Origin of the sequence: Paenibacillus sp. V4I3 (assembly GCF_030817215.1) — a bacterium.
In the GTDB taxonomy this organism is placed as follows: domain Bacteria; phylum Bacillota; class Bacilli; order Paenibacillales; family NBRC-103111; genus Paenibacillus_E.
Genome location: NZ_JAUSZA010000001.1, coordinates 6,165,233 through 6,189,986 on the forward strand (window position 1 = coordinate 6,165,233; position 24,754 = coordinate 6,189,986).

Annotated in this window: 26 protein-coding genes and 1 pseudogene; 13 read left to right on the plus strand and 14 right to left on the minus strand. The window is 44.3% G+C overall.

Annotation, left to right across the window (positions count from 1 at the left end; all coding sequences use genetic code 11):
• Positions 1-102: 102 nt before the first annotated feature.
• Positions 103-1,302: a chromate efflux transporter gene (chrA, locus tag QFZ77_RS28675; RefSeq protein ID WP_307444774.1), complete on the plus strand. Its 1,200-nt coding sequence runs from the start codon at positions 103-105 to the stop codon at positions 1,300-1,302.
• 150 nt (positions 1,303-1,452) lie between these two features.
• On the opposite strand, the gene QFZ77_RS28680 is transcribed toward chrA, so the two are convergent.
• From QFZ77_RS28680 to QFZ77_RS28690, 3 genes are all read right to left on the minus strand, one after another.
• Positions 1,453-2,259, minus strand: a complete 807-nt coding sequence (locus QFZ77_RS28680; protein ID WP_307444776.1) for an MBL fold metallo-hydrolase — start codon at positions 2,257-2,259, stop codon at positions 1,453-1,455.
• A 5-nt stretch (positions 2,260-2,264) separates the two neighbouring features.
• Positions 2,265-3,167: an SMP-30/gluconolactonase/LRE family protein gene (locus QFZ77_RS28685; RefSeq protein WP_307444778.1), complete on the minus strand. Its 903-nt coding sequence runs from the start codon at positions 3,165-3,167 to the stop codon at positions 2,265-2,267.
• Between the two features lie 124 nt (positions 3,168-3,291).
• Positions 3,292-3,822: a phytanoyl-CoA dioxygenase family protein gene (locus QFZ77_RS28690; protein WP_307444780.1), complete on the minus strand. Its 531-nt coding sequence runs from the start codon at positions 3,820-3,822 to the stop codon at positions 3,292-3,294.
• On the opposite strand from QFZ77_RS28690, the gene QFZ77_RS28695 reads away from it, so the two are divergent.
• The 4 genes from QFZ77_RS28695 (at position 3,805) to QFZ77_RS28710 (ending at position 6,335) form a co-directional block, all read left to right on the plus strand.
• Entirely contained in the window at positions 3,805-4,254 is a 450-nt protein-coding gene (locus QFZ77_RS28695; RefSeq protein WP_307444783.1) for a helix-turn-helix transcriptional regulator, read from the plus strand. The genes QFZ77_RS28690 and QFZ77_RS28695 overlap by 18 nt on opposite strands.
• Positions 4,255-4,354: 100 nt before the next feature.
• Positions 4,355-5,506: an MFS transporter gene (locus QFZ77_RS28700; RefSeq protein ID WP_307444784.1), complete on the plus strand. Its 1,152-nt coding sequence runs from the start codon at positions 4,355-4,357 to the stop codon at positions 5,504-5,506.
• A gap of 48 nt (positions 5,507-5,554) precedes the next feature.
• On the plus strand, positions 5,555-5,782 hold the full coding sequence (locus QFZ77_RS28705; RefSeq protein WP_307444785.1) for an exonuclease domain-containing protein: 228 nt from the start codon (positions 5,555-5,557) through the stop codon (positions 5,780-5,782).
• Positions 5,715-6,335: a 3'-5' exonuclease gene (locus QFZ77_RS28710; RefSeq protein ID WP_307444787.1), complete on the plus strand. Its 621-nt coding sequence runs from the start codon at positions 5,715-5,717 to the stop codon at positions 6,333-6,335. Before QFZ77_RS28705 ends, QFZ77_RS28710 begins: the two co-directional genes overlap by 68 nt.
• Positions 6,336-6,421: 86 nt before the next feature.
• Here the strand turns inward: QFZ77_RS28710 and QFZ77_RS28715 are convergent, their stop codons facing one another.
• The 5 genes from QFZ77_RS28715 to QFZ77_RS28735 all read right to left on the minus strand — a co-directional run bounded on the left by QFZ77_RS28715 (position 6,422) and on the right by QFZ77_RS28735 (position 11,569).
• Complete coding sequence (locus QFZ77_RS28715; RefSeq protein WP_307444789.1) at positions 6,422-6,793, minus strand: IDEAL domain-containing protein; 372 nt, start codon at positions 6,791-6,793, stop codon at positions 6,422-6,424.
• Between the two features lie 455 nt (positions 6,794-7,248).
• The gene (locus tag QFZ77_RS28720) at positions 7,249-7,398 is read right to left on the minus strand and encodes a hypothetical protein (protein ID WP_307444790.1); all 150 of its coding nucleotides are present in this window, start codon (positions 7,396-7,398) and stop codon (positions 7,249-7,251) included.
• A gap of 91 nt (positions 7,399-7,489) precedes the next feature.
• Positions 7,490-8,275, minus strand: a complete 786-nt coding sequence (locus QFZ77_RS28725; RefSeq protein WP_307449918.1) for an SDR family oxidoreductase — start codon at positions 8,273-8,275, stop codon at positions 7,490-7,492.
• A 589-nt stretch (positions 8,276-8,864) separates the two neighbouring features.
• On the minus strand, positions 8,865-10,514 hold the full coding sequence (locus QFZ77_RS28730) for an immunoglobulin-like domain-containing protein (RefSeq protein ID WP_307444792.1): 1,650 nt from the start codon (positions 10,512-10,514) through the stop codon (positions 8,865-8,867).
• A gap of 224 nt (positions 10,515-10,738) precedes the next feature.
• Entirely contained in the window at positions 10,739-11,569 is an 831-nt protein-coding gene (locus QFZ77_RS28735) for an MBL fold metallo-hydrolase (protein WP_307444794.1), read from the minus strand.
• A 233-nt stretch (positions 11,570-11,802) separates the two neighbouring features.
• Between QFZ77_RS28735 and QFZ77_RS28740 the strand changes: the two genes are divergently transcribed.
• Positions 11,803-12,942 (plus strand): PQQ-dependent sugar dehydrogenase, encoded by a 1,140-nt coding sequence (locus tag QFZ77_RS28740; RefSeq protein ID WP_307444796.1) that lies wholly within the window; start codon positions 11,803-11,805, stop codon positions 12,940-12,942.
• A gap of 19 nt (positions 12,943-12,961) precedes the next feature.
• On the opposite strand, the gene QFZ77_RS28745 is transcribed toward QFZ77_RS28740, so the two are convergent.
• Positions 12,962-13,921 (minus strand): NAD-dependent epimerase/dehydratase family protein, encoded by a 960-nt coding sequence (locus QFZ77_RS28745; protein ID WP_307449920.1) that lies wholly within the window; start codon positions 13,919-13,921, stop codon positions 12,962-12,964.
• 25 nt (positions 13,922-13,946) lie between these two features.
• Here QFZ77_RS28745 and QFZ77_RS28750 point away from each other — a divergent pair, with 25 nt between their 5' ends.
• On the plus strand, positions 13,947-14,270 hold the full coding sequence (locus QFZ77_RS28750) for a GerAB/ArcD/ProY family transporter (RefSeq protein ID WP_307444798.1): 324 nt from the start codon (positions 13,947-13,949) through the stop codon (positions 14,268-14,270).
• A gap of 11 nt (positions 14,271-14,281) precedes the next feature.
• Positions 14,282-15,042: pseudogene (locus QFZ77_RS38000) on the plus strand (GerAB/ArcD/ProY family transporter).
• A gap of 9 nt (positions 15,043-15,051) precedes the next feature.
• Here the strand turns inward: QFZ77_RS38000 and QFZ77_RS28760 are convergent.
• Complete coding sequence (locus QFZ77_RS28760) at positions 15,052-15,441, minus strand: ribosomal maturation YjgA family protein (protein ID WP_307444802.1); 390 nt, start codon at positions 15,439-15,441, stop codon at positions 15,052-15,054.
• Positions 15,442-15,583: 142 nt separating this feature from the next.
• Here QFZ77_RS28760 and QFZ77_RS28765 point away from each other — a divergent pair, with 142 nt between their 5' ends.
• The 4 genes from QFZ77_RS28765 (at position 15,584) to QFZ77_RS28780 (ending at position 21,319) form a co-directional block, all read left to right on the plus strand.
• The gene (locus QFZ77_RS28765) at positions 15,584-17,146 is read left to right on the plus strand and encodes an SWIM zinc finger family protein (RefSeq protein WP_307444804.1); all 1,563 of its coding nucleotides are present in this window, start codon (positions 15,584-15,586) and stop codon (positions 17,144-17,146) included.
• Positions 17,143-20,073: a DEAD/DEAH box helicase gene (locus QFZ77_RS28770; RefSeq protein ID WP_307444806.1), complete on the plus strand. Its 2,931-nt coding sequence runs from the start codon at positions 17,143-17,145 to the stop codon at positions 20,071-20,073. The genes QFZ77_RS28765 and QFZ77_RS28770 overlap by 4 nt, the downstream gene beginning before the upstream one ends.
• A gap of 192 nt (positions 20,074-20,265) precedes the next feature.
• Entirely contained in the window at positions 20,266-20,850 is a 585-nt protein-coding gene (locus tag QFZ77_RS28775) for a CBO0543 family protein (RefSeq protein ID WP_307444808.1), read from the plus strand.
• Positions 20,837-21,319: a CBO0543 family protein gene (locus QFZ77_RS28780; protein WP_307444810.1), complete on the plus strand. Its 483-nt coding sequence runs from the start codon at positions 20,837-20,839 to the stop codon at positions 21,317-21,319. Before QFZ77_RS28775 ends, QFZ77_RS28780 begins: the two co-directional genes overlap by 14 nt.
• Positions 21,320-21,419: 100 nt before the next feature.
• Here the strand turns inward: QFZ77_RS28780 and QFZ77_RS28785 are convergent, their stop codons facing one another.
• The 3 genes from QFZ77_RS28785 to QFZ77_RS38005 are packed head-to-tail and all read right to left on the minus strand — an operon-like array spanning position 21,420 to position 22,793.
• Positions 21,420-21,977, minus strand: coding sequence for an SRPBCC family protein (locus QFZ77_RS28785; RefSeq protein WP_307444812.1), 558 nt, complete (start codon positions 21,975-21,977; stop codon positions 21,420-21,422).
• Between the two features lie 41 nt (positions 21,978-22,018).
• A complete protein-coding gene (locus QFZ77_RS28790) occupies positions 22,019-22,480 on the minus strand; it encodes an SRPBCC domain-containing protein (protein WP_307444815.1) in 462 nt (153 codons plus the stop codon).
• Entirely contained in the window at positions 22,446-22,793 is a 348-nt protein-coding gene (locus QFZ77_RS38005) for an ArsR/SmtB family transcription factor (protein WP_373462664.1), read from the minus strand. Before QFZ77_RS38005 ends, QFZ77_RS28790 begins: the two co-directional genes overlap by 35 nt.
• Before the next feature lie 344 nt (positions 22,794-23,137).
• Here QFZ77_RS38005 and QFZ77_RS28795 point away from each other — a divergent pair, with 344 nt between their 5' ends.
• Positions 23,138-23,524 carry a TfoX/Sxy family protein gene (locus QFZ77_RS28795; RefSeq protein ID WP_307444816.1) on the plus strand — a complete coding sequence of 129 codons (387 nt, stop codon included), beginning with the start codon at positions 23,138-23,140 and terminating at the stop codon, positions 23,522-23,524.
• A 126-nt stretch (positions 23,525-23,650) separates the two neighbouring features.
• On the opposite strand, the gene QFZ77_RS28800 is transcribed toward QFZ77_RS28795, so the two are convergent.
• Positions 23,651-24,679, minus strand: coding sequence for a DUF3231 family protein (locus tag QFZ77_RS28800; protein ID WP_307444818.1), 1,029 nt, complete (start codon positions 24,677-24,679; stop codon positions 23,651-23,653).
• Positions 24,680-24,754 lie beyond the last annotated feature (75 nt).

The window sequence follows — 24,754 nt, forward strand, 5'->3', positions numbered from 1 at the left end:
CATTACTGTATTATTTGTGTTAAACGGTAGAATCGCGTTGCAATTTCCGATACACTTAAATGACTTAGATGTTCATCAAGCGTTATTGAGGAGGAAATGGGTTTGGACACCGCTGCAAAACCACAGCAAAGTAAACGAAAAGCATTGCTTGAAGTATTTCTTGTATCAACAAAATTAGGATTGACATCCTTCGGTGGACCCATTGCCCATCTGGGCTATTTTCACAATGAGTATATCCAGAAACGTAAATGGATGGATGAGAAAAGTTACGCCGATCTCGTTGCTCTATGCCAGTTTCTCCCTGGCCCCGCCAGCAGTCAAGTAGGTGTTGGTATCGGTACAATCCGTGCCGGATTGTTGGGAGGCACAGCTGCTTGGCTAGGATTTACATTACCTTCTATTATCCTCTTACTACTCTTTTCCCTGCTAATGAGAGCCATGGATGTTAGCAGCACCGGCTGGATTCACGGTCTCAAAATCGTCGCTGTTGCCATCGTCGCACAAGCTGTTCTCAGTATGGGAAAAAAATTGGCATCAGATAAAAGCACGGCCTCCATAGCTATTGCGGCAGCTTCGGTAACGTTGCTATGGCAAACGGTATATAGCCAAGTTGTTATTATTGTACTCGCCGGACTCATCGGCCTATTTGCCTTCAAAACCGTTCCCAACCAAGATAACAGCGCCATTCAAGTACGTGTTCATCGCTCTATTGCGATCTTTTGCTTGCTCCTGTATGCGCTGTTGCTCCTGCTTCTTCCAATTTTCAGCGGTCTATGGCACTCGCAGCTTTTATCCCTTTTCGATTCGTTTTATCGGGTGGGTTCATTGGTCTTCGGCGGCGGCCATGTCATTCTTCCCCTTTTGGAACGCGAAGTTGTCCCGCAAGGTTGGGTAAGTAAAGAAGTCTTCCTAGCTGGATATGGGGCTACGCAGGCAGTTCCGGGTCCGCTTTTTACATTTGGCACGTATTTGGGCGCTATGTTTGACGGATTCAGAGGGGCAATCGTTGGAACCTTGGCTATTTTCCTGCCTGCTTATCTTCTGATTATTGGTGCTTTGCCTTTTTGGAATTCATTACGAACAAACGTCAAAATTCAAAGTGCTTTCGTAGGCATTAATGCGGCCGTTGTCGGTATCCTACTCGCGGCACTTTATAACCCGCTTTGGACAACAGCCATTATTCGTCCTTATGATTTTGCATTTGTTATCGTGTTATTTGGCCTGCTAGTGTTCTGGAAATTACCGCCTTGGTGCATTGTCCTCTTAGGGGCTGTTGCGGGTGAAGCTTTGTATTATTTATAAAAAAGGAAGAAGTTCGGCCTTGAGCCTCTGAAAATATCTGCTGAGACGATGATTTTCATCGTTAAAGTGTGAGGAGTGCGTGATTGTGACTCCGTAACGATGTAGATCATGCTTAAAGTCCATAACTTCCCCCTATGAACAGTACCTCCACTACTTCATATATACCAGTGTCTCACCCGGCTGGAAAATATGAAATTTCTGTCCTGGATGCTTCTGATACAAACGGTCAACGAAGGGAGCGATCCCTTCACTATTGTTTGCATACATATCGAAGTGTACAGGCACAACGATGTCGAACTTCAGGTGAGCCGTTAGGTCTGCCGCCTCCAAAGCGTTCATGTTGCCGACGACACCTAGGCGATTGCGGAAAATATCCCTTCCGTTAATCGGCAGAAAACCTATATCGATGATGAAGCCAGACAACGCCTCGACTAATTCCTCCGTCAGAAGAGTATCCCCTGCATGATAAATGCATAAGCCTTCCCACTGTAATATGTAGCCTAAGTAGTGATCCCATCCTTCAACATCTCGCACTCGCTCTTCGTGCCAAGCGGGAATAGGGTGAATAATCAGATCTGCGCCGTATTGAAATGCCTCCTGCGTCCCAAGCGCATGCAGCCGCTCTGCTGAAATGCCGATCGCCTCCAACGCAGGCAAACACGGTTTAGGAGCACCAAATTGACATTTGGGAGATGCCAAGGCGATAGATAGCAGTGTGTCTGGATCCATGTGGTCCATGTGCTCATGTGTACAAAGCACGAGATCCAAATTCGTTAGTGTCTCTGGTTTCACAGGAGGCTCATACCGCCGTTGCCAAAAACCCTCCGGAAACCCAGGAAGATGATCAACAGAATCAGTCAAATAAGGGTCGATTGCTATAGCGGTATCGTTTTTACGCAGAATAACACCGACCTGACCGATATACTGAATCTTTAAATGACTATTCTCATTTGACATAGAACCTACCCTTTCCGTTCCTCCTGCTGTACTCCGAATGAATGCGTCTTGGTGCCTTTTACATCTGACTTTACCGCAAAAACCCCTCCAGCATGTGGCTGATCCCCCATTTGATCCTCCTGAAGACCCTTGCGGGCGGTCGTAACATACAAGGTATCAAGTTCGTCTCCACCAAAAACACAGGAGGTCACTTTAGCTGCTGGTATGGAAATACTGTCTATCTTTTGACCTGTATGGGGATTCCAACGGGATACCTGCCAGCCATCCCAATGGGCGATCCACAACATCCCTTCTTCATCGATCGTCATCCCGTCAGGGAACCCTTGTTCATTCTGAAAATCGATCAGCGTTCTCGGGTTTTTAATTTCCCCTTTATCCGCCTCATACTCAAATGCGAGCACTAGCTTTTTCATAGAATCGATATAGTACATTTCTTTCCCATCTAGACTCCATGCGATCCCGTTGGAAACGCCCACTCCCTCGTAAACCTTGCGATAACTGTGATCCGTTTCTAGCACATAGAGTGCGCCTGTTGCCTCTTTTTCAATAATTTCCATGGTTCCCGCCCAAAATCGCCCGTTAGCATCACATTTCCCATCGTTAAACCGATTTCCCTGTAAATGAGATTCTGGATCAACAATAGGCGTGAGCTTACGCTCCTGCATCTGGTACGTTTGGAATCCAGATTGTGTCGCTAACACAACCTCATTTTCACCGGCACAGACAACTGCACCAACATATTCCCCAATGGAAAAATCCTCGTTAAGCCCTGTTTCAGGATCAAACCTCCCAAATTTCTTTCCTATAATATCAACCCAATACAGCAAACGCTGTTCCGCATTCCAGCTCGGACCTTCAGCCAATGTGGCTTTGGCATCTAGTACCAGTCGCACGATTTGTGATCCCATTATGCATCAACTCCTCTCTCTAATTGTAAACCGTCCTCACAGAGATTGGAAGATGTAGGAATTTGCTACCGAGTTCACATCTTCTTTATTAGTCAGAAAATGTATTGACCATATGCTAGTAGAATTAACACTCGGCCCCGCTCATTTCATTGGTGAAGAAACGTTTATACTCTTTTGGCGTTAGTTTAGAAACGGACATACCAACATAATGAAACTGCAGCGCGTGACGTTTCTTCGAAGAAAGATTATAAGGTGTCCCATGTTTAAGTAAACCGTGGAACATTAGGATTCCGCCTGGCAAAAAGGGCACTGCTACATCCTTCTCAACAGCAACCTGCGAATCGCAAATTTGCCAATCTCGAATTGCGTAATGCGGCGTTGCGCCATCCATGTGTGAACCAGGAATAACATGCATGCAGCCATTATCCAGCGCAGCTTCATCCAAAGCAATCCATACGCCTACCACTGCTTTCTCATAAGCAAGGTTTCCATAAGCCATGTCTTGATGCCATGGTTTTTCACCCCCTCCGTGTGGAGGCTTTAGTAAGGCCATATCCTGGATAAGCTGTGGCTCCTCACCAAGTATATCTCGCAACGCGGCAAGTATAGCAGGATGGTAGGCAATCTGTTTAAGCCCTTGGACCGATTCGTTCATGTTCGGCTGACAGGCGCTTATGGACATGACGAAGAAGCCTTGATGCTGCTTCGTTTGTTATTACTTATGTTTGAACGCCAAACCCCAGGTAACCAAGCACAAGGTGATCCTGCTCGCCGGTCTATGAATCGGGTGATGATGGACATCGCGGCCCATATCATTCAAGATCCGGGGCGCCAACATAGCATCCATGACTTAGCCAAACAAGCGCACCTTTCGCCACGCTACTTTTCACTTAAATTCAAAGAAATCATGGGGCAAACGATTGAGTCCTATATCATTCAAAAAAGAATCGAACGTGCTGCTTATCTTCTTAGACTTGGAATGAATGTTGGGGAAGTTTCGGAAGCCCTAGGCTATCGGAGCATTTATTTCTTTAGTCGGCAGTTCAAAAAAGTAACGGGTACGAACCCCTCAGAGGTACGTCTCTGAAAGAATCGCTTTCATCTACTTTGGATTCTTTACCGTCACATGTTAGAATGTAGTTTTACAACAGCATTGTGCTAATTTATCTGGGAAGGTTAAGGTCATCATGAATTCTTCAAATTTATTGCGTTCGTTTAACTTTTTGTATTTTGCACTTCTGGCAATGTTTGTTTCATTTCTTCCCGTCTATTTAGATGCGCAAGGGCTTTCAGCAACGAAGATTGGTCTCATTATAGGAACGGGAGGCTTCATTGCAATCTTCTCGCAGCCTTTATGGGGGATGATCAGTGATCGAACGAAGACAATTAAGAAGGTTATGTTACTCCTCTTAGGATGTTCAACCATTGTGGGGTACTTGTTATACGCCTCATCCAGCTTTATTGTGCTGCTTCTTTTTACGATGCTTATGTACTTTTTCTTAATGCCTCTCGATCCCCTGACAGAAAGTCTAAATTTCCAAACAGCGGAGGCTAACGGAGTAAGCTACGGTTCCATCCGAACCTTCGGAGCTGTCGGTTATGCGGTCATGTCTTTGGCCGTTGGTTATACCACACAATATTTCGGAATCAATAGTTTGGCGTTCTTGTTCGCTGGAATAGGCATCATAAGCATTCTAATTTGCTTGCCATTGCCTGATGCGCCTGTAACTGGGAAACCGATCTCTCTAAAAAGTCTACGCATTTTCTTAAGCAATAAAGAAACCATTTGGTTTATGTTACTTATCTTTATTGTTGCGGTGCCACAGCGGATCAACGATACTTTTCTTGGCGTCTATATCCGAAAATTAGGCGGCACCCCCGACATGGTCGGTTTGGCCTGGTTTCTTGCAGCAGGAAGCGAAATTCTTGTATTCGCTCTAAGCTTTTGGTGGCTTCGCAAAGGAAAAGAATTAGCGATCATTTCTTTCGCTGCTGTGTTTTACTTCATTCGCTTTTTTCTATCTGCCTGGGTGACTGATCCTCATATTCTCGTGTATCTTCAGCTGCTGCAAACCTTCACATTCCCGATATTTTATTCAGCTGCTATCCAATATTTATACCGTATTGTTCCTGAGGAATGGCGTGCAACGGGACAGACTGTGCTTGCGATCCTTTTTTTTGGCGTTTCGGGTATCGTCGCTTCCTATTTGGGTGGTTGGTTCTACGAAAGCTTTGGCGGGAAACAATTATATCTATGGATTTCAGGGATGTCCTTTGCAGGACTACTGTTTAGTTTTGTTCTAAATGCGGTCTATGGAAAACGGAAGCTGGTATCCTAGGCATTTTCTGATAGAATGGAAGCACAGAGACAGAACGGGGGCCACATCATGGACTACATTATTTTGGACATTGAATTCAACGGTCGCAAGTTTGCGAGCGATTTACCTATGGAAGTTATTGAAATTGGAGCAGTCCGTTTAGATTCCTCCCTGAAGGCTATTGATGAGTTTTCATCTCTAGTCAAACCTGTTTATTTTTCCAAATTAAATGGGTTTATCAAGAAAAAAAACGGGCATTCCCCAAGAAGATATCGATCAAGCCGACGGCTTTCGTAAAGTCATTACGGATTTCATGGACTGGCTAAATAAAAGTGAAGCTTTCCTGCTAGTCACCTGGGGTGGCGAGGATTTGAAACGCATCGTGTTTGATACGCGGATGCATAAGTTGGATGATGCTTACTGGATGGCTGCCAGCTATTTTGATCTATTGAAAGGGTTTATCCGTTATAAAAATGTGACGAATGATGTCAGTGTCGAGGCTGCTTTGCTCGATCTTAACATTGCTGCTGAAGGCTCCGCTCACAGAGCATTGGACGACGCGCGTATGACAGCCGAGGTATTTCGAGCTATTTTTACGGAGTTAGATTTCAAACGCAAACAGCAGTACGTTGACGTGTACGCTAACGCCAAGGAACGAAGACTGGTTAAGACCGCTATTCGAGCCATGACGGCTCAAAAGGTAACTCCTACATGGGAGCTGCTGGTTGAACATTATTTCGCTGACAAAGTGACACTTACCGATCCCAGAAAAGTCACAGAACTACAGACTCTTTTTGCCGCGGAAGTCACGAAAGAAAAACAAGTCTCAAACAAGGCACCTATTCAATAAGCGGGAAAATATAACTAAAAAACCAACCCATTAGACAACATGCACAACATGTTTTCTTGGATTGGCTTTTTCTTTTATTCGACCCATTAAAACTGATCAACACCTAAGCGGTTATGATAGTAGGATGGAAATACATCGCGCTCGCCGCGTTTCGTACCATTTTGTTGAATAGCGAATAATTTCGCTGACAATTCATTGAACCATTGCTCATCTCTCGTTGTTAGCGCCACATCAATTAAGCTCTTTACTTGATCTTCTATATCAAACTCGCTTACCGGTAATTTCTTTACGTCTTGACTGCTTACTTCCATTATTCTTCCGATGGCAGTTTCACGATCAGATGCAATAACGTGCACCCGTACAATACCTTGCAGCACATTTATAGACTCAATATAACCATGCAGCAATTCATCTTCATTTGTAGTTGCCACAACCCAATCACTGATTACAAAGTTCATGATTATCACCGCCATTAGATTTATTTTTTGTAAGGACTTTATACTGTAATTATAAATATTACAGTATGGTTTGTCAAGACCTACAAATTCCTCTCTCGAAGGCCAATGGCAGTGGTTTCCTAAAACGAATATGGACGTATCCATTTATAATGCCAACGAATAAATCCCTTATAAAAGAAGCATATTAGCCTATACAATTGAAAGGGTGAGAAAAATAGATAACTTAACTAATAACAAAGACACAAAATTTGAATCTACGGTTACTGCTGAAGGTAAATCGGATGATTCTAATGAAGACGGGCTAGATAATACGCTTATCAGAAGCTCCGAACACACTAGTCCTGAAACATGTCGAGCAGGCTTTGACGATTAATAATAGAGAAATTAAATAAGCGCATGTTGGTTACGGGAGAATCCCCTAAGTCAACATACGCTTTTTAACTTTTTATAAGCGGCTAATCATCATTTTTCTTGTTATCTTTCTCTACATCTTCGATTGTATATTTCATGCCCCCACTACGAGCATGATCCAAGACGACATTGACCTCCTTGGATTGTCCGCTTTTCGGATCGTATGAAGTGACTGTTTCTTTTTGCTCATCCATGGTTTCTTTCACCTCCGAATATAGACTGCTCATTTCCTTGGATAATCATGCGTATCCCTCAACCACCAGCAAGTAGGTTTACAAGCTATCGTTAAAGCAGCGATTCTGCGCCGTCAATGAAAAGCTCCGTGCCGGTAATATGGCTCGAAGCTTCGGAGGCTAGGAAAGCTACCAGATTAGCAACCTGCTCCGGTTGTCCTGGTGCGTGTTCCAACGGCTGGCTGCCTTGCGGATATTTGACTGGGATTTTGATTTTCTCGAGCTCAGGCGTCGGCTGCGTATTTTCTCCAATGTTGGTCTTGATTGACCCTGGACAGATGGCGTTGACGCGTATTTTATAACGAGCCAATTCCAATGCGGCCATCTTGGCGAATGCCACTTGTCCCGCCTTAGAAGTGCTATAGGCTGTCATCCCAAATCCCGAGAAGGAGCGGCTGCCGTTAATGGAGCTAGTGATAACTATGCTGCCGCCGTTCTCTTTCATATGCGGAATCGCATGTTTGACACAAAGGAATGTACCCTTCAGATTAACGAACAGCGTACGATCCCAGTCCTCAGGCTTCATATCTTCGATCGGCGCCAAAACCCCGTTAATGCCTGCATTAGCAAAGACGACGTCTAGTCGTCCCCAGGTTTTTACGGTTTGCTCGAACGCCTGAGCAACACGGTCCGGATCTGAGACGTCGAAATCAACTGTGATCGCTTGACCGCCTGCAGCTACAATATCCTGTTTCGTCTGCTCTAGCCGGTCGTCCTTCAAATCCACAAGGCATACCTTCATCCCTTGTTGTGCAAGCATCTCGGCGGCAGACTGACCAATTCCTGATCCCGCTCCCGTGATCAACGCGACCTTATCCTTCAAATCCGGCAGTCCCATGCGCGGTTTTTGTATCGTTTGCACGCTAATGAGCTATCACCCCTAACCCAAATAAGTAGTGGATTGAATAATAATCCATGCTTGGTTTTCCCGATAGGGGTCGAAAATATGTGGTTAGTTGGACAATAAATCTGAAATGAACCTTAGCCAATTTGAACAAACTCCAGCTAGTCTGAAAGTGTTCACCTCCGTGAAAGGGACTAAAACAATGTTGTACATTGTACAACAATCAGAGAGCATATCCGCGATATTTCAGCAATTGTTGTACAACATACAACTTATTCTCCCAAAAGGAGCCCAATTGGTGGAAATAAGGCAAAATTGTTGTACAACATACAACATCTTTAGCATAGTGAGAAGAAACAGCCGGTTATTGTTGCACGATGTACAACATTCACTCATATAACCGAAAAGATAGACACTAAGTAACAATTCACTAATCCACAATCTCAATTAGCAAAATCTATAGCTAACCATGCTAAATAAGGGGTAAGCTTCGCTTATCCCCAAACCCGAAAAGAATCCCCACCTTGGAAAGATGGGGACTCATTCTGACTGTATTTTGCTTTTTACAGTTTTAAAAGTATTACTACGGAAGCTGCTTTACCGTCAAAACAAATGCTTTTGTTTCGGCATATCCGCCGCTCGTAATAACAGCCGTCATGATAACCGCGGTTTCTCCGCTGGCAGCAGTCGGTCGAGTGACGATACCGCTATTAGAGATAACTGCCGTATTGCTCGAAACCCAAATGACATTGGAACCATTCGGCCCACTTACAGGCAGGCCAATATTGTTCTTTACACTGGAGGCAGAATCGGAAGTTCCAAAAGTGATGGCCACCGCTGCCTTATCTGCTGTTACACGCTGCGCGTCCGTCAATTGCTGTTTTACCGTTACTGTAAAGACCTTAGTGTCGGAATAACCTCCGGCTGAGATAATTGCACTAAGAACTACCGTTATATCCCCTTGTCCGGCAGCTGGACGATTTATCGTTTTGCCGTCGTTCGAAATAATGGATGGATTGCCCGAAACCCAGATGACGGATGATCCGTTAACGCCTACAGCCGGAAGTGTAAATGCTTGAGTAATACTGGATACCGTATCCGTCCCTCCATAAACGATGGCCAAGGCCGCTTTATCTGCAGCAACTCGCTGCACGTCCGTCAATTGCTGTTTTACCGTCAAAGTAAAGGTTTTGACATCCGATGAGCTGCCCTTCGTTAAGATCGCCGTTAGTACAACCGATGCGTCGCCACTGCCAGCGAAAGGTCGCTGCACGGTTTTACCATCATTCGAAATGACGGATGCATTGCTAGACACCCAAGTGATCGTGGAACCGTTTGTCCCGCTAAGCGGCAATGTCAACGGTTGTGTTACACTGCTTGTTGTATCTGTTCCACCGAATGTGATAGTAAGCAGCGCTTTATCTGCAGCTACTTTCTGAGCATCGGTCAACACCGATTTAACTGTCAACGAGAAAGATTTGGTATCCGAAACAGCGCCATAGGTTATTGTAGCTGTGAAAGTAACTACGGCATCCCCTTGCGCTGCTGTTGGACGGTTTACCGTTTTGCCGTCATTCGAAATTATCGCAGCATTGCTGGATACCCAAGTAATCGTGGAACCGTTTGTTCCGCTAAGCGGCAAGGCTAACGGTTGAGTAACAGCGCTAGCCGTATCCGTCCCACCGAATGTAATCGCCAACGCCGCTTTATCTGCAGCAACTCTTTGGGTTTCCGAGTTCTGCTGCTTAACTGTTAGGGTAAACGTTTTGGTTTTTGATACGTCACCGTAACTGACAGTGGCTGTAAGCGTTGCCTCAACATCCCCTTGCCCTGCGGAAGGTCGAATTACGGTTTGTCCGTCATTGGAAATAACCGAAGGCGTACTCGATTCCCAACTGATAGTGGAACCATGAGTTCCTGCAAGCGGCAGCGCCATAGCCTGAGTGACTTGATTTTTCGAGTCAGTACCACCGAATGTAATCTCCAATTCTTTCAAGTCCGCGGCAACTCGCTGCTCTATCGTCCACTTATTCTGATCTTGCTTTCCTTGTTTCCGCTCCATTGCTCTGCGTATAGCTTCACGGGCTGTTTCATTCTTGTTCCCTCGTTCAAGAGCATTTTCTAAGCCAGTTTTCTTCTCCGCATGTTTGTTCGGGTGCTCATCATTAGCGAATGCGGCTCCCGTTACCATCAGGCTTAGGATCGCTGTGCAAAATAAGACTTTTGACTTCATTCAGTTGCTCCTCCTCACATTCTTTCTTCCCCATAAATATACTTTCGTGCAATTTACAATTTTTAGGGGGTGCTGCCTATTTTAGAAAAAAGAATAGTTAAGGTATATAGATGGCCCTGCCCAGCTGTTATAGCAGCTTGTTTGTCACGCAAATATGTTATCCCTTGATTAAGAACGAACATTTCCACAAATCCAGAGGTGGATTATTGACATGGCGGAACCATTCAGCCAGGTAAATTGAACAAATATTCTTGCTTAATGATTCTAATATTTTCTTCGTGGCATTCTTCTGTAAAAGAAGATTTATAAGCATGCTCATCGCCAAGCGCCGCGATAGCACTCTCATCTTTTGCAATGACCGCCTTAACAAGCCGTTCCAAATGATCAGAAGACATATCCAAACGCCTTTTCATCTCCACAGTATCGGTGGTAACTTGTCCATGTCCAGGAACTAGCAGTTCAATTCTGTGTTGATTTAAAATCTGACTTGCCGTTTTCAACGTTTCCTTATATGCTTTGGCACTATGATAAATAAACGGTAATTCGAAATCTGATAAATAATCGCCCGTAATCCAAATACCCAACGGCTCAATGATAGTAAATAATCCGTCCGGCGTGTGTCCTGGGGATTTATAAAAAGTCAATAAAGTATCACCTATCCTTAATTCCTCGGCATCTTCCGAGATGATAATATCAAGGATTGGAAATTCGACGGGATAATTTCGATTAATATAATGTTTACTATCGAATTCATGAATCAATGAAATCTTATATTCTTTCTTCGGATGACAGCTTAGTGCGTAACTCCCAATTGTTTTTGCGCCCGGAAATGCTTTGTACCCAATAATGTGATCAAAATCGCCATGCGTAAATAACAGGTATAGCTCGCGATCACCTTTTACCGAATCAACATAGTTCCGAATGTCATCAACTTCATTTGGAAGCCAGTTCGGATCAACAATTAATACCAGATCCTTCGTTAGCACAACGGTTGATGTCGTTTGATACAATGCGCTTTGAAAAACGGTTATATGTTCATTTTGATATATAATCATGAGATTTTGGCTCCTTATATAAAACCTTTTCTTGCTAATTAACCTAACAATGATCTCTCCTATACTACCACGAGTATTTCGCCTATTTTTATTGATTTAATAAATCCTCTTCTAATATCCATATTATAACATTTTACATGATGCAGTTTATATTTTTCTTCCACAAAATGGTATAATGATTTATACCAAAAGCTTTACACATGTTCATCCTAATCATTGAGGAGGAAATGTTAATGAGAAAGATCCTTGTTATTCTATTAGCTTTAACACTTGGGATAACCGCTGGGTGTACGCCGGATAAGGAAGTTAATGAACTATCACCAGGTCAGACTTCAACTACACAATTGGATATTCCCTATAAAATGGAAACCGTCGCCGATGGACTTAATGTCCCTTGGGAGATGGATATTGCGAAGGATGGCCGGATTTTTTTCACTGAAAGACCTGGTACTCTGCGTGTTATTGAGAAAGGTCTTCTGAACCCTGAGCCGCTTATCTCTTTCGAAGCCCCCTTCATCAGCGAAGGTGAGGGAGGATTGTTAGGACTTGCGCTTGATCCCTCTTTTATGGAAAACCATTATATCTATGTTTATCACACCTATCGGGAGAAGGATCAAATCAACAATCGTGTGTTGAGGCTTATCGAAAAAAATAACAAAGCACAGCTGGATAAAGTGTTAATTTCCAGATTACCAGGAGCGGAAAACCATAACGGCGGAAGGATTAAAATTGGTGCAGATAAGCTGCTATATATCACCTCCGGCGATCGGTATGATCCCCCTTTAGCACAGGACCCAAATAGTACAGGAGGCAAAATATTACGAATTGCCCTAGACGGGTCTATTCCTGCCTCTAATCCTTTTAAGAATTCACCCATCTACAGCATGGGACACCGTAACCCTCAAGGGCTCGCTTGGCATCCAGATACAGGGCAATTGTACAGCTCCGAACATGGTCAATCCGCACATGATGAGATTAACCTTATTGAACCTGGGGGCAATTATGGTTGGCCATTAATTGAAGGTGAAACATCCTCAAGTCCAGAAAAAGCTAATCTAAAAACACCAATCCTCCAAAGCGGAAAAGAAACGTGGGCACCATCAGGCGCAGCGTTCGTAAGCAAAGGACCTTGGAAAGGCAGCCTTCTGGTGGCAGGATTACGGGGAGAACGGCTTTTAAAAGTAAACCTAAAAGGTCCAAAGTACGATACAGTCGCCAACGTGGAGCATTTATTTCAAGGGAAATTCGGCAGGCTTCGCAATGTTTATGAAGGACCTGACGGATCTCTATATCTCATGACGAACAACCGTGACGGTCGCGGCAAGCCAAATAAAGGCGATGATAAGATTATTCGTTTGAAGCCGAACTTTTGACTCTATGAGAATAACTGAATTAACTTTTCTCGCTTTGACGGTTCTTGATAGCCCCAATCGTCGCTTTCATGCCTTCCTCGAATGAGGTGGCCGGAACAGGTCCGACTAATCGTTCATATTTCTTGCCGCTGAGAACCAGTGGATCCTTCGTTAAATACAACATCTCAACCACCTCTTTGATAACTGGACTAAATAACGCAATAAGAGACAAGCTTGCTTTGCCAAGAGGAAATATAGCTTTGTTCGTCCCGCTTGCTTCTTGGGCCAATTTGACTAAAGCCCGCCCCGAAATCAGGCCCGAACCAGGAATATTCCAATTCTGCCCGTACGCCTCTTTTCGACTTGCTAGTTCCACAATCATTTTAGCTGCATCCGGTAAGTACACGAATTCACAGGAAACCTTCATATTTCCAATGAAAATGGTCGGCTTGCCAGCCGCGATATCTTGTAAGGTTGAACACAGATATGAAGAATCAGTTGCGGAAGGACCATAATAATCAGGCAATCTGACGATGAGGCCCTGAACCTGATTCCAGCGGCGGCTGAAAAACATTTTTTCAAATTCAAGCTTCGTTTTTCCTTTCACCGTGTGAGGATTTTTGGGATACTCTTCGTCGATGGGCTCCAATGTCGTTCTTCTTCCATAAGGATAAATGCCGTCCACAGCCACAACCTTGACTCCAAGCCTGTTAGCAGCCATCATAACCGACTCCCCCATCGGCAGCAGTTTGGACTTCATTTCGTTATAAGGGATGGAAGCACTGTGGAAAATAACATCGGCTCCCTTGGAAGCTTCGTAGACATCGTCCGAATTAAACACGTCTCCAGTTATTAATGTTAAGTTAACAGGTCCGTTTAAATCCTTCTTTAATCGTTCGAGCTTTGAAAGCGTACGTCCGAAGGCAACCGTTTCTATCCCCCTCTTAACCAATTCGGCGACAATCGCCACTCCTGTTTCTCCTGTTGCACCTAACACAATAGCCTTTCACAAGGGGCGTGTATATATGGGTACAGATCAAATTTTCCCGCGACAATTCATGATTATCGTCATCCTATACGCCATTGGAACGGCAATCTTGGTTATTCCGGCATCAGTAGCAGCAGAAGTAAAGCAGGATGCATGGATGCCACAAATGGTAAGCATTGCAATGGGGGTTGTTCTCATTTGGCTATATATATTTATTTCTAAGAAGTTCCCACAGTGTTCTATTTTTGAAATTAATGAGAAAGTTTTTGGCAAGTGGTTGGGAAAGTTCATCACGCTCGGTCTTGCACTATTACACTCATTTTTTGCTCACAAGTTCTTTTTTATGTGGGCCATTTTATGATCACTCAAATCATGCCGACTACGCCAATTCAAGCTATTCACATCTTATTCATGCTAGTTGTCGTAATGGGAGCAAAGCTAGGGATGGTTGTCATGTTAAGAACTGCAGAGATCTTCTTCCCATGGATTATGCTATTATTTATCTTATTCATGGTCATTAGTATTCCTAATATGGAAATTAACAATATTTTACCGGTTGGGGAAATAACAACCCTTCCAGTCGTTCGATCTGCAATAAGAATCACTAGTTATACTTATATCTCTTTGTTTATTACGATTGGTCCCATCATTCATCAAGTTACTAGTATGCAAAAGGCTAAGAAAGCTTATTTAATCGGCGTAATCGTAAGTGGCATGATGATGCTTCTACTTATCGTAACAATGTTCTGGTATTAGGGGCAGATAATATATCTAAGCAAGTTTATCCTAGTTACGCCCTGGCGCAAAGAATTAATATTGCGAATTTTTTACAACGAATTGAAGTGATTGCGGCATTTTTGTGGCTTGTTTCGATTTATTTCAAACTATCTATGTTTTTTTACACAACGATAAAAGGCATTGCGCATGTTTTCCATTTTCGTGATTACAAAATACTTTGTTTTCCATTAGGACTGATTATTACGGTCTTATCTCTTGTTGTCTATCCAAATACAGCCTATGAAGATAAATGGGATAACTTAACGTTTATTCCCCTTGCTCTCCTTATAGGTATTGTTTATCCTCTCTTGATTGTATGGATAAGTTGGATGCGAAAATCGTCCATCCGTGGGTAAATGGCATGACTAAATGCGCTTATCGCGCTGCAGCCATAACTTGTCTATCCAAAAAGCAATTGTAATCCCTATGACATATCTAAATAAATCAACCGTTACATATCCTCTTCCAAGTATGAGCGATCCAATGACCGTATTTCTTATATCGATTATCCATTCTGCTTTATATAACTGACTGATTTCAATAGCAAAGCTAAATATGACGCTGATCCTTACCGACCATGTTAAACTTCTCAGTATAAAAATAAATCGAAAACCAAAATAGACCATACTTGCCCAAAGCACGTCCCCAGCATGTTTAGCAATAAATAATGGGATTACACCGGAGAACGTTCTTGAGCTTAAGCCTAAAACGACGGTAGTTATGATGGCTGCAAAATACTTTATTCGAGTATTCAAATAGTAACCTACTTCCTATTAAATAGACTCACTAACTGGTGTATCCTTCTCATTTGTTAAGGATTAAATTTACATTATCAGCTACACTATTTATACTAAAAGATGATTTTGATTATTGAAAGTGGAAAAAAGGAGTTATTCTATGAGTTCTCCCATTTTAAACGATGACCAATGGTTGACGCTGCTGGAGTACGTAGCCGAAACTTATAATGACGTTACCCTTAGTCGAGGGTTTACTTACTTTAAACAACAGCGGGTAGCTTCCCTGATCATTTCAGAGACTCGAGTCGTTCAGGCAAGGGTATCAGAGGAAGAATCAGGCGACTACCGAGTCACTCTGAACTTAGACAAGCCCCGCTCCAGTCAATGTAGTTGTCCAGTACCAGCCTCTTGCAAGCATATGGCCGCAGTTTGGATGGAGCTCGGGGATCGTCTGGGTTACCCCGCTTCCCAAATTATGAATGCCAAACTGCATCTAAAGCGGGCTACTTCCATGACCTCCTTGGAGTCTACGCTCATACAATTGCCCAAAATGGATGTATCCGGCTGGCAGAAGTTTCTGAATCAATACACGTCGCTCATTAAGGCGACATATGATTTAGGAAATTATGTTGACATGCTGCGGCAACAGTTGCAAAACATGAAGAAGATCTCTATTCCTTTTTCTGATACCGATCAGATTTTTTTTGACATGCATCAGGAATTATTTATCCTAAGAAAAACAAAAGAGCAGAACGCACAAGGTGGCGTAAATTATTACACCTCTTCCACCCTTTACCGGGTTTACGATGAGATTCATACTTGGCTGAAGCACAAATCGCCCCTTGTCAACTTCTCGCTCTCCGGAGAACGCCTTGAACAAACGTTAAGTTATATCAGACTGCAGATGGCTGCAGAATTGGGTCATAATTATCATGATTATGGCGTCTACACCGTGCTTTGGAAATATTGGGTTACCCCAGATCCCGAGGCAAGCCAATATGTAACTAAGGAAATAGAAGCTCTTGAGACGATGACAATGGACAGTCCCTCACCTTCTCTCTCAGCCGCAAAGGCTTTCTTATATTTGCAGCAATCTAGGAGCAAAGAAGCCTGGAAGGCTTTAGAAGCGAATGATATTTTCAAAGAAGCCCCTGCCAAACTATTTATTCCTTTCCTAGACTATCTATATGACACCCAGAACTGGGAAGAGTTAGTGAGTTGGTTGAGAAGATCAGCATCTTTTTTCAATAGGAAAAGGACCAAAGAACTTGATGTTTATGCCGATTTTTGGACAAAAGCCATCGTGCATCTCCCCCAAGCAGAAGAATACATGTGGAGCGTTCTAGAAGAGCTATTGCCTTATTCTTTTCGGATTATTGAGGAAATGCTGTACGAACAAAGAAAATGGAAGCCTTGGTTGGAAATGCAGATCCTTCAGGGGCATGACCCTCTTTACCATCGCGTCAATGTTCTGCAGCCGATTGAGAAGGATACACCAAAACTCCTTCTACCTTATTACCATCAAGCGGTAGATCACTATGTCAGTTTGAAAAATCGGCATGATTACAAATTAGCGGTAAGACTCCTCAAGAGGCTCGATAAAGTGTACAAGAAAATGAAACAAACCGAGCGATGGGAACATTTCTTTTCCGGTTTCGTGGAACGGCACAGCAGGCTGAGGGCGCTGCAAGAGGAACTTAGGAAAGGAAAGCTACTCGGATGAGCACAAAATTGCATGATATGACATTGAACGTGACCTTAACGGACAGTGGAGATGCCTTACTCTGGGGGCTGCAGGACGGACGTGATGTGCCCGGAGATAAATTTCGAAAACTGCTGTTCACGTGGCACGAGCCCTCTTACTATGGGACCCTTCTGGACCAACAGCTATTGGGAGAGTTGACACTAACAGTCCTGCCTGTGGAGATGGTCCTCCCTTTCTTCGCAGAACCCTATTTCATGGATGTTCTCCGGTGGGATGGGGGAAACGAAACCACGAAGGGACTGCTAGAAGTGGCGCCGGTTCTATACCGAGAAGCTAAAGCAGGTCACTATGTACCCAGTTACAGCGCATTCCGGAATGGGAATCTGGCTTGGACTTGGGATGTCGAGACGGAGTCACTGAAAGAACTTGATTGGCATTCAATACAAAGCTTAGATGGCTTAGGTGACGGAATGTCTGGCTTGCGTGCTGCCTTCTCCGCCGTGGTTTCGGCTGAGCACTATCCTAATGAAGCTGCCCTATCCGATCTTCGGCGGGATTATCCAGCCCTTTTCCGAGCACAGAAATCTGCCCCAATCTCGGCTGATGCGTTCACGGACGAAGAATGGCTTGCCTCTTTGGGCTGGAGACCGGACACCGCTCCCTTCCGCCCTGCCCTGCAACTGCTGGAACCGGACGAGAACGATGACACTTGGCGTCTCCGCTTGGTCCTGCAAGATAAAAGTGAAGGATCTGTGTTGACGCCAATTCGTCTTTATGCAGACGGACGTGCTTCAGGCACGTGGGCAAGTGATTGGAGCCCGTATATCCTAGAGCGTTCTCTTGGCTGGGCTACTAGACTAACAGAAGCATTGCCTGGGCGCATTAGCGGCGGCGAGCTATTTGCAGAGCCTTTAAGCGACGAAGCGGCTTGGTCTTTTCTAACAACGGACAGCCGCCTTTTGTTGGATGATGGCTGGAATGTCATGCTCCCCGGTTGGTGGGAGGCCGCCTCGAAACGCAAGCCTCGGCTGCGCGCAAAGGTTTCCTCAGAAGCTGGCGGCAGAGGCGAGTCGCTGTTCGGGCTGAACTCGCTGGTAAACTTCGATTGGCGAATTGCCATTGGCAATTCTGACCTGAGCGAAGCAGAATTCGCTGGTCTTCTTAGCCGTAATGAACGTCTTATCCGCTTCCGTGGACAATGGGTGTACTTGGACCCTGCTTTATTGGAGCAAATCAAGAGACTCATGGAAAGCGTGAACCCGGAAGAAGGTCTGTCCCTGCAGGATATCTTTCAGCTTCACCTGTTAAGTGAATCAGAAAAGGAAAGAACCCAAAAGGAAAGTCTTACGGCGGAGGAAGAAGCGGATAATGAAGAACGGCTGAAGCTGGAAGTCGAGCTGAATGCGCATCTCTTGGCGCTGCTGCGTCAGCTTGGACAGCCTTCGGAATTAAAGGAAATTGCTGTGCCGGAGGGGTTGCGTGCTGAGCTTCGCGGATATCAACGCGAGGGCTTCACGTGGCTGAGCTTCCTTAGGAAATTCGGGCTTGGCGCCTGTTTGGCCGATGACATGGGACTCGGCAAGACCGTTCAATTCATCACGTATTTACTCCATCATAGAGAGGAGTCCGAGCACCCTGCCCTACTTATCTGCCCTACTTCTGTGCTTGGCAACTGGCAGAAGGAGCTTGTCCGCTTTGCTCCAGATTTAACGGTTTTTCTTCATTACGGGAAGGGACGACTAAGCGGCGAGGCACTTTCTACGGTTTTGAAAGAAACTGATATTGTGCTTACCTCTTATACGACGGCTTTAATGGATCAAGAGACTCTGCAGGAAACCATGTGGAGTTCCCTTTGCTTGGATGAAGCCCAGAATATCAAGAATGCCCACAATAAACAATCCGCAGCAATCCGTACGCTCAAAGCTCGGCACCGCATTGCACTGACAGGAACACCTATTGAGAATCGATTGTCCGAGTTGTGGTCGATCTACGACTTTCTTAATCCGGGTTATCTCGGGAATCAACGCGGGTTTCAACATCGTTTTGCGAATCCGATAGAGAAGCACCACGACGAGGAGCGAACAGCACAGCTGCAGAAACTCGTCAAACCTTTCATGCTGCGCCGTAAAAAGAAAGATCCTGCGATCCAGCTCGATTTGCCCGATAAGCTTGAAACGAAAGTCTATATCAATCTGACCGCCGAGCAAGGAGCACTCTATGAGCAATCCGTCAAGGATCTCATGGAACGCATGCAAAAGCTGGAAGGCATGGAACGCAAAGGAGCGATTCTAGCAGCCTTAACGCAGTTAAAGCAGCTATGCGACCACCCTAATCTGCTAACGAAGGAAGCTGATCTATCGGAGGAAACTCTGCTTTCCGAGGAAAACCGCGAAGCCTTCGTGATGCGATCCGCGAAGCTTGAGCGGTTGGTTGCCATGGTCGGTGAACTCAGGGACGAAGGCGACTCCTGCCTAATTTTCACTCAGTATATAAGCATGGGGCGGATATTGGCAGACGTGCTGCGGGCTGAGCGGAATGAACCGGTATTGTATCTGAACGGAAGCACACCCAAGTTGGAGCGCGATAAGATGATCGATACGTTCCAAGCCGCAGATGGATCGGGGCCAGGCATCTTTGTACTGTCGCTGAAGGCTGGCGGAGTCGGACTCAACTTGACCGCAGCGAACCATGTGTTCCACTTCGACCGTTGGTGGAACCCTGCCGTAGAGAACCAGGCCACGGACCGCGCCTACCGGATGGGACAGACGCGCAATGTTCAAGTACACAAGTTCATCTCCCTCGGCACATTGGAGGAACGAATCGATGAGATGCTCGAGAGCAAGATGAGTCTGAGTGAGAACGTGATTTCCACCTCTGAAGGCTGGATTACGGAACTCTCAAACGAAGATTTGAGAGATTTGTTTGCACTTCGTAAGGAGTGGTGAAATCTGCTAATAAAGAATGATAGCCTCCTCAAATATGAGGAGGTTTTTTTATTTCATATTATTTCTGCGCTTGGCTGGGCTGGGAGATAATTCTTCCTGTTTCCCTTTTAGTTTCTCTACAATCACCATTGGAGATAATATATATTTATTTACATGATATCTGTTAAATAATGCGCCAATTGGGAGGTAGTATTGTCAGTTCTGAGGGAAGGCATACTAACTTTGGTTGGCAAACGGTATGAAGATGAGGGTGGATCTGTCATTATGATTCTGGAAAGAAAAATTATTATCCTTGTTTGGATATTGGGGCTTGCAATGGTCATTTTATTCGTTCAACGATCGAATGCACGCCGATTTATTCTCGCCTATTTTACCTCCCAGGCTATCGTTTGGTTTTCCGTAATCCTGCTTATCAAGCTGAGGATCATTTCTTTCCCAGTTCGTGAGTTCCCGAGAGCAACAGATATCGGATTTACGATGACGTATGTACTGTATCCAATATTATGTGGTATCTACATTATCCTTGAGCCGCGGCGCTCGAGGGCGATAAATACCCTCTATTTGCTGCTATGGTGCGCAGCTCTTGCCTTGTTAAATGATATGTTAGCTAAGTACACTCAACTGTTAGATTATAAGTTCCTCGACTGGTTCATGGGCAGCATGTTCTTTATTTTCTTACTGGTATTAACGAATATGATTGTTCGCTGGTTTTATCGAAATGGAGAACCAGAAGCAACTGAAGCTGAATTAGAGGAGGTAAATCATGAGCATGGATAGATGGGTGCTAACTGCCGTGTGGGCTCTATCGTTTGGGCTCATCTTCACCATCCCCCGTCGCAAAGTCCGGCTAGCAGTCGTCTCCTTCCTATTCAAGCAGATGCTCACTTGTCCGATTGGCCTGATGGTTGTAGAGTACAACTTACTGGCTTATCCTGTGGTAGAGCTGCCCGATGTGAGCCGAACCAGCATGACTTATGAGTACTTAGCTTATCCAATTATCTGCATGGTGTTTAACTGCTATTATCCAACTGGCCGGAGCCGTTGGCTGCAGTTTAGTTATTACATTACTTTCTGCATTCCACTCACGATTACGGAAGTCATCCTGGAACACTATACGAATCTCGTACGTTATGTTCACTGGAGCTGGTTCTGTACATGGCTCTCTCTAATGATTACATTCTTATTAAGCCGAATGTTTTGTGTGTGGTTCTTCACTAGGAGGAAGGCGTCTTCATCTAACTTGTAAATCTCGTTAATACTTCATGCCCTTTGGAAGTAATGAGAACAAATAAAAGGGGCTGTCCACAAAAGTAGATAAATCTACTTGAGGACAGCCCCTTAATATTTTAGGCTAGATACTTCTTGAGCGGTTCCCAATAGTTTGTATGCCAGCCTGGAGCCAGGTGAGCTTCTTGTCCTTCAGGAAAGCCTGTATGGCTAAAGATTAGGCGGGTTTCCGCGCCTTGCCCTTCCAATTCGAACTTCACCAGGGAATATACGCCTTCTTCCCAATTCGCGACACGCCACGCTTGAACGATTCGCTTGTTTGGCTCCAGCTCAATATTTTTCCCTACGATCATCCCTCCGAAGCAGGAGAAAGAACCACCAGCCTCCGGAGTTATTTCTGTAGGAGCTCCTCCTGAGACTTTGCTGAACTGTGCAGCATCAGTCAGCGCTTCATAGATGCGGTTCGGGCTTGCTGCGAAAACAACCTCCTGATGAATAGCTGAAGAATCGCCTAATTGCTTGTCTTTTCCCATCAACCATTGTGTAAGCTGCTCCACAGTCATGCTTTTTAACATATCAGCATGATCGTGAATCGCATGATGCCACATCTTCGCTTCTACTTCGTACCGGTTTTCCTCTTCTACTTTGAACCCACAATCGCAAGATAATGTCGTCATTGTCTTCCATCTCCCCATAAGCTTTTTTATTGAAACGTTATTTAATGCATGGCCTTAACCGACCAAGGATCTACACCAGGATCTCCACCCTCAGCCAACGTTTGGAGTCTAGTTGTATAGTGCATCCAGCCCTCTGTGTGGGCGGCGACTTCTTCGACCGGCAAATCGTAGTGAGTTAATAGGAGAACGGTACCTTTGTCTTTAGCTGTGAATTTAAATTCGAGCGTGCTTGAACCAGGTGGAACCACCTTGGACTTCTCCCAGCCCCACGTCATAACGATTTTCTCGTTAGGAATAATCTCTTTATACTCGCCCATCGCAATATCCGATCCATTAACATCGATTCGATATTTCCCTCCGATGCTTGGCTCCAACAGGATATGTCTGCCCATCCAACGAACCATCTTCTCCGGGTCGGTAAAAAAGGAGAATAAGATCTCCGGACGGCAATCGATGAACATCTCTTTCCTAATCGTGTCGCTTGTTTGATTCGTTTGATTCATGGTTACGCTGTCTCCTCTCTTCTTCTTCTGCGGCTTCCTTCAATAGCAGTAGACTATCATCCCAGAAACGGTCAATGTACGCTTTCAGATCAGCAAACCCTTCCCTCCTCATACGATAATACCGCTTGGTTCCCTCTCTCCGAACCACAAGTAGTCCGGATTCCTCAAGAACCTTAAGATGTTGTGATACTGCTGGCGCCGAAATGTCAAAATGGGACGCGATGGAGCTTGATGTAAGCTCTCCATCACGTACGAGATATAATATATCTCTGCGTCTTGGCTCTACTATGGCTTGGATCACTTTTTCGATCATAACGTTAATTTAGCATATACTTAATTAAGTGTCAACTTAACTAATGAAACTATTTAAGTTGACACTTACATAAGTGATTGCTAAAATACGAGTGTCAACAACGACTATTTTACGAATTACGATAAGAATAACTGAACGCCCCATTGGCTTGGGAACTCAGGTAAGACGAATTGCAAAATTCCTGGGTAAGGAAATTCATTATGTACTTAAAGTAGTTGAATATGTACCCGAGCATTCACGGATATCTTCTGTCTCCCCAAGTAAAAAGAAGCATTCAAGGAGATTTGAAGCGGCTTAAGGCTACAACGGAAAAATAACTATCAAATCGAAAGGGTGTTTTCTTTATGTCCATGCCTCGTCCAGATGAGGAGATGAAACAATTTTTCGCTGCCGTTATGCCCAGCGATCCTCATATTCATATTCGTCCAATGTTCGGTAATCTGGCCGGTTTTATTAATGGCAACATGTTCGTTGGACTTTACGGACAGCAAATCTTTATCCGCCTGCCGGAAGATGTGCGTTCTCGTCTTGTCGAGCAAGAAGGAGCATCGTTATTTTCCCCCATGCCAGGGAAACCTATGAAGGAATATGTCACCCTATCGGAGCTGTGGCGGGAAACGCCTGATATCATTACCGCGTGGATCGAGCAGTCTTTACAATGGGTTGCAGCAATGCCAGAGAAGATACCTGTGAAGAAAAAAACGAGCTCGAAAAAGAGTAAAGACGTATAGCAGTAGCCGTACTATCCTGACATACCAAAGACCATCCAGTACGTACATTGGATGGTTTTTTTATTGAAGAAAATAGAGCTGCATATGCCAACGTTGATCACTCTTTATGACCATTTGATTCAGCGCTTATATGGAAAGCAAAGCGTTACGTTCGATCGCACCTGGCATTTTTTCCATCCAATCATTCTTTATCATGAGTTCTGCACCATCGTCTGCATAAGTTCCGATTTCACCTGTAAGCCGAAGATAAACAGTTGTCAAATCCCTCCTCATGCTTGCTGCAAGAGAAGCTCCATAGTTCCCCATTCCTACCGCTGAAAGAAAGACCGTATGATAAAGCATTAGCTTATCGGAAAATGGGGACTCCTTAGAATCCGAAATTTCTGTTTCCCAAGTCACGGGTGCCGGCAGCTGGTCATCGCGTAATAAAGCGCTGAATACTTCGACATGCTTCGAGGAGATATCTCTGCCGCGTACGATATATTCAATGACTTCTTTGTTTTGCGCAACTTGAGAAAAACCTAACATCAATGCTTCACCTATGCTGTTTTTCATAATATTCAAATAAAGGTTCGTAATTTCTACTGCATTTAAGGGTCTACGATCGCCCAGCAGTCCATTTAACCAACTTTCTTTGTGTACATACTCAACTGAATCCGGATACGGAATGAAAGGACTCCTAGTGAGAATTCCTTTAGATTGCAGAATAGCCGTAGATTTCTCCGACAGCTCAGCCGCAGTCTTCAGATTATGTTGAAAGAATGCACGGATATCCTGTCTTGAACTGCTTGCTAAAGCCATTCCGTAAGTAACTGTACCAGCAATGCCCATATGTCTTAGATAAAGTAGCATAAAACCATCTGAAAATAGTCTTGGCGCATTTAGGTTGACATCCTTCTCTGTAAAGGCATGAGGGATAGGGAACTCTTCGTCTTTAAATAACTTGTTGCTAAATTCCATATGTTCCTTTGTCAACCCAAAAGCAAATTCAATGATTGGTTTTACTTCAACATCCTCAACAGTATGCAAGAAATGTTTAAGCACACAATTTACCATACTATCACTTAAATAACCTCCCCACAGAGGCGCGATATCACCAGAAGTTAGTTGAATATGATGCGGATTCTTTTCGAGTTTCCTTTCATCTTGACTCATTGTATTGCCCCCTACTATGATGTTTTACGCTATTAGTTATAATTCCTTAAATACCAACTTCTATGTATAAAAAAA

Coding starts and splice junctions, on each gene's coding strand:
- QFZ77_RS28680 (WP_307444776.1), bottom strand. CDS start 2,259: ATGTCAAATGAGAATAGTCATTTAAAGATTCAGTATATCGGTCAGGTC.
- QFZ77_RS28685 (WP_307444778.1), bottom strand. CDS start 3,167: ATGGGATCACAAATCGTGCGACTGGTACTAGATGCCAAAGCCACATTG.
- QFZ77_RS28690 (WP_307444780.1), bottom strand. CDS start 3,822: ATGAACGAATCGGTCCAAGGGCTTAAACAGATTGCCTACCATCCTGCT.
- QFZ77_RS28700 (WP_307444784.1), top strand. CDS start 4,355: ATGAATTCTTCAAATTTATTGCGTTCGTTTAACTTTTTGTATTTTGCA.
- QFZ77_RS28705 (WP_307444785.1), top strand. CDS start 5,555: ATGGACTACATTATTTTGGACATTGAATTCAACGGTCGCAAGTTTGCG.
- QFZ77_RS28710 (WP_307444787.1), top strand. CDS start 5,715: ATGGGTTTATCAAGAAAAAAAACGGGCATTCCCCAAGAAGATATCGAT.
- QFZ77_RS28715 (WP_307444789.1), bottom strand. CDS start 6,793: ATGAACTTTGTAATCAGTGATTGGGTTGTGGCAACTACAAATGAAGAT.
- QFZ77_RS28720 (WP_307444790.1), bottom strand. CDS start 7,398: ATGGATGAGCAAAAAGAAACAGTCACTTCATACGATCCGAAAAGCGGA.
- QFZ77_RS28725 (WP_307449918.1), bottom strand. CDS start 8,275: ATGGGACTGCCGGATTTGAAGGATAAGGTCGCGTTGATCACGGGAGCG.
- QFZ77_RS28730 (WP_307444792.1), bottom strand. CDS start 10,514: ATGAAGTCAAAAGTCTTATTTTGCACAGCGATCCTAAGCCTGATGGTA.
- QFZ77_RS28735 (WP_307444794.1), bottom strand. CDS start 11,569: ATGATTATATATCAAAATGAACATATAACCGTTTTTCAAAGCGCATTG.
- QFZ77_RS28740 (WP_307444796.1), top strand. CDS start 11,803: ATGAGAAAGATCCTTGTTATTCTATTAGCTTTAACACTTGGGATAACC.
- QFZ77_RS28750 (WP_307444798.1), top strand. CDS start 13,947: ATGGGTACAGATCAAATTTTCCCGCGACAATTCATGATTATCGTCATC.
- QFZ77_RS28765 (WP_307444804.1), top strand. CDS start 15,584: ATGAGTTCTCCCATTTTAAACGATGACCAATGGTTGACGCTGCTGGAG.
- QFZ77_RS28770 (WP_307444806.1), top strand. CDS start 17,143: ATGAGCACAAAATTGCATGATATGACATTGAACGTGACCTTAACGGAC.
- QFZ77_RS28780 (WP_307444810.1), top strand. CDS start 20,837: ATGAGCATGGATAGATGGGTGCTAACTGCCGTGTGGGCTCTATCGTTT.
- QFZ77_RS28785 (WP_307444812.1), bottom strand. CDS start 21,977: ATGACGACATTATCTTGCGATTGTGGGTTCAAAGTAGAAGAGGAAAAC.
- QFZ77_RS28790 (WP_307444815.1), bottom strand. CDS start 22,480: ATGAATCAAACGAATCAAACAAGCGACACGATTAGGAAAGAGATGTTC.
- QFZ77_RS38005 (WP_373462664.1), bottom strand. CDS start 22,793: ATGATCGAAAAAGTGATCCAAGCCATAGTAGAGCCAAGACGCAGAGAT.
- QFZ77_RS28795 (WP_307444816.1), top strand. CDS start 23,138: ATGTCCATGCCTCGTCCAGATGAGGAGATGAAACAATTTTTCGCTGCC.
- QFZ77_RS28800 (WP_307444818.1), bottom strand. CDS start 24,679: ATGAGTCAAGATGAAAGGAAACTCGAAAAGAATCCGCATCATATTCAA.